Consider the following 517-nt stretch of genomic DNA (forward strand, 5'->3'; position numbering starts at 1 on the left):
GTATTTGAATTATTACCGCTAAGTGTAGACATTGGTGAACTCTCTCCGCCACCTGCTATCTGTCCGCTCGCCTGCAGCGAAGCAAACTGCTGTATTACCTTGGTATAATCACTGTCCATACCTATATCGCCATAGGTCTGAATCATTCTGTCCACCTTTGAAAGCTTCTTATATGGAAAATATATTGAAAGTCCATATGAATTTGCCATATTCGATGATGTTCTGTTGTACTTTACCGCACCAAGCACCGATTGTATTGTATTGTTTGACTCACTCTGCTCAAGATTGTATACAAGATTTACCAAGTCTACCTGGTCGATATTGGATGACTTTGCAAATTCCCTGCTTGCGGTTCTGGCGGTTGATACTTTATTATATTCCTTATTTTTTATATAGCTTGCAGTATCCCTTGCAAAGCTTGATAAGCCTGCAGGCATAGTAGCTTTAAGTTCCGCCAAATCCACTAGAGAAAGTGTGGTCGACTGTCCTCTTGCGCTTCTATTGCTCTCATCAATGA

1 pseudogene is annotated in these 517 nt (G+C 41.0%); it reads right to left on the reverse strand.

The annotated features are described in order from the left end of the window. Nucleotides 1-517 (reverse strand): annotated as a pseudogene (locus ACO6FI_RS12990) (clostripain-related cysteine peptidase); the annotation flags it as partial.

Source organism: Lachnoanaerobaculum sp. (genome assembly GCF_057250505.1).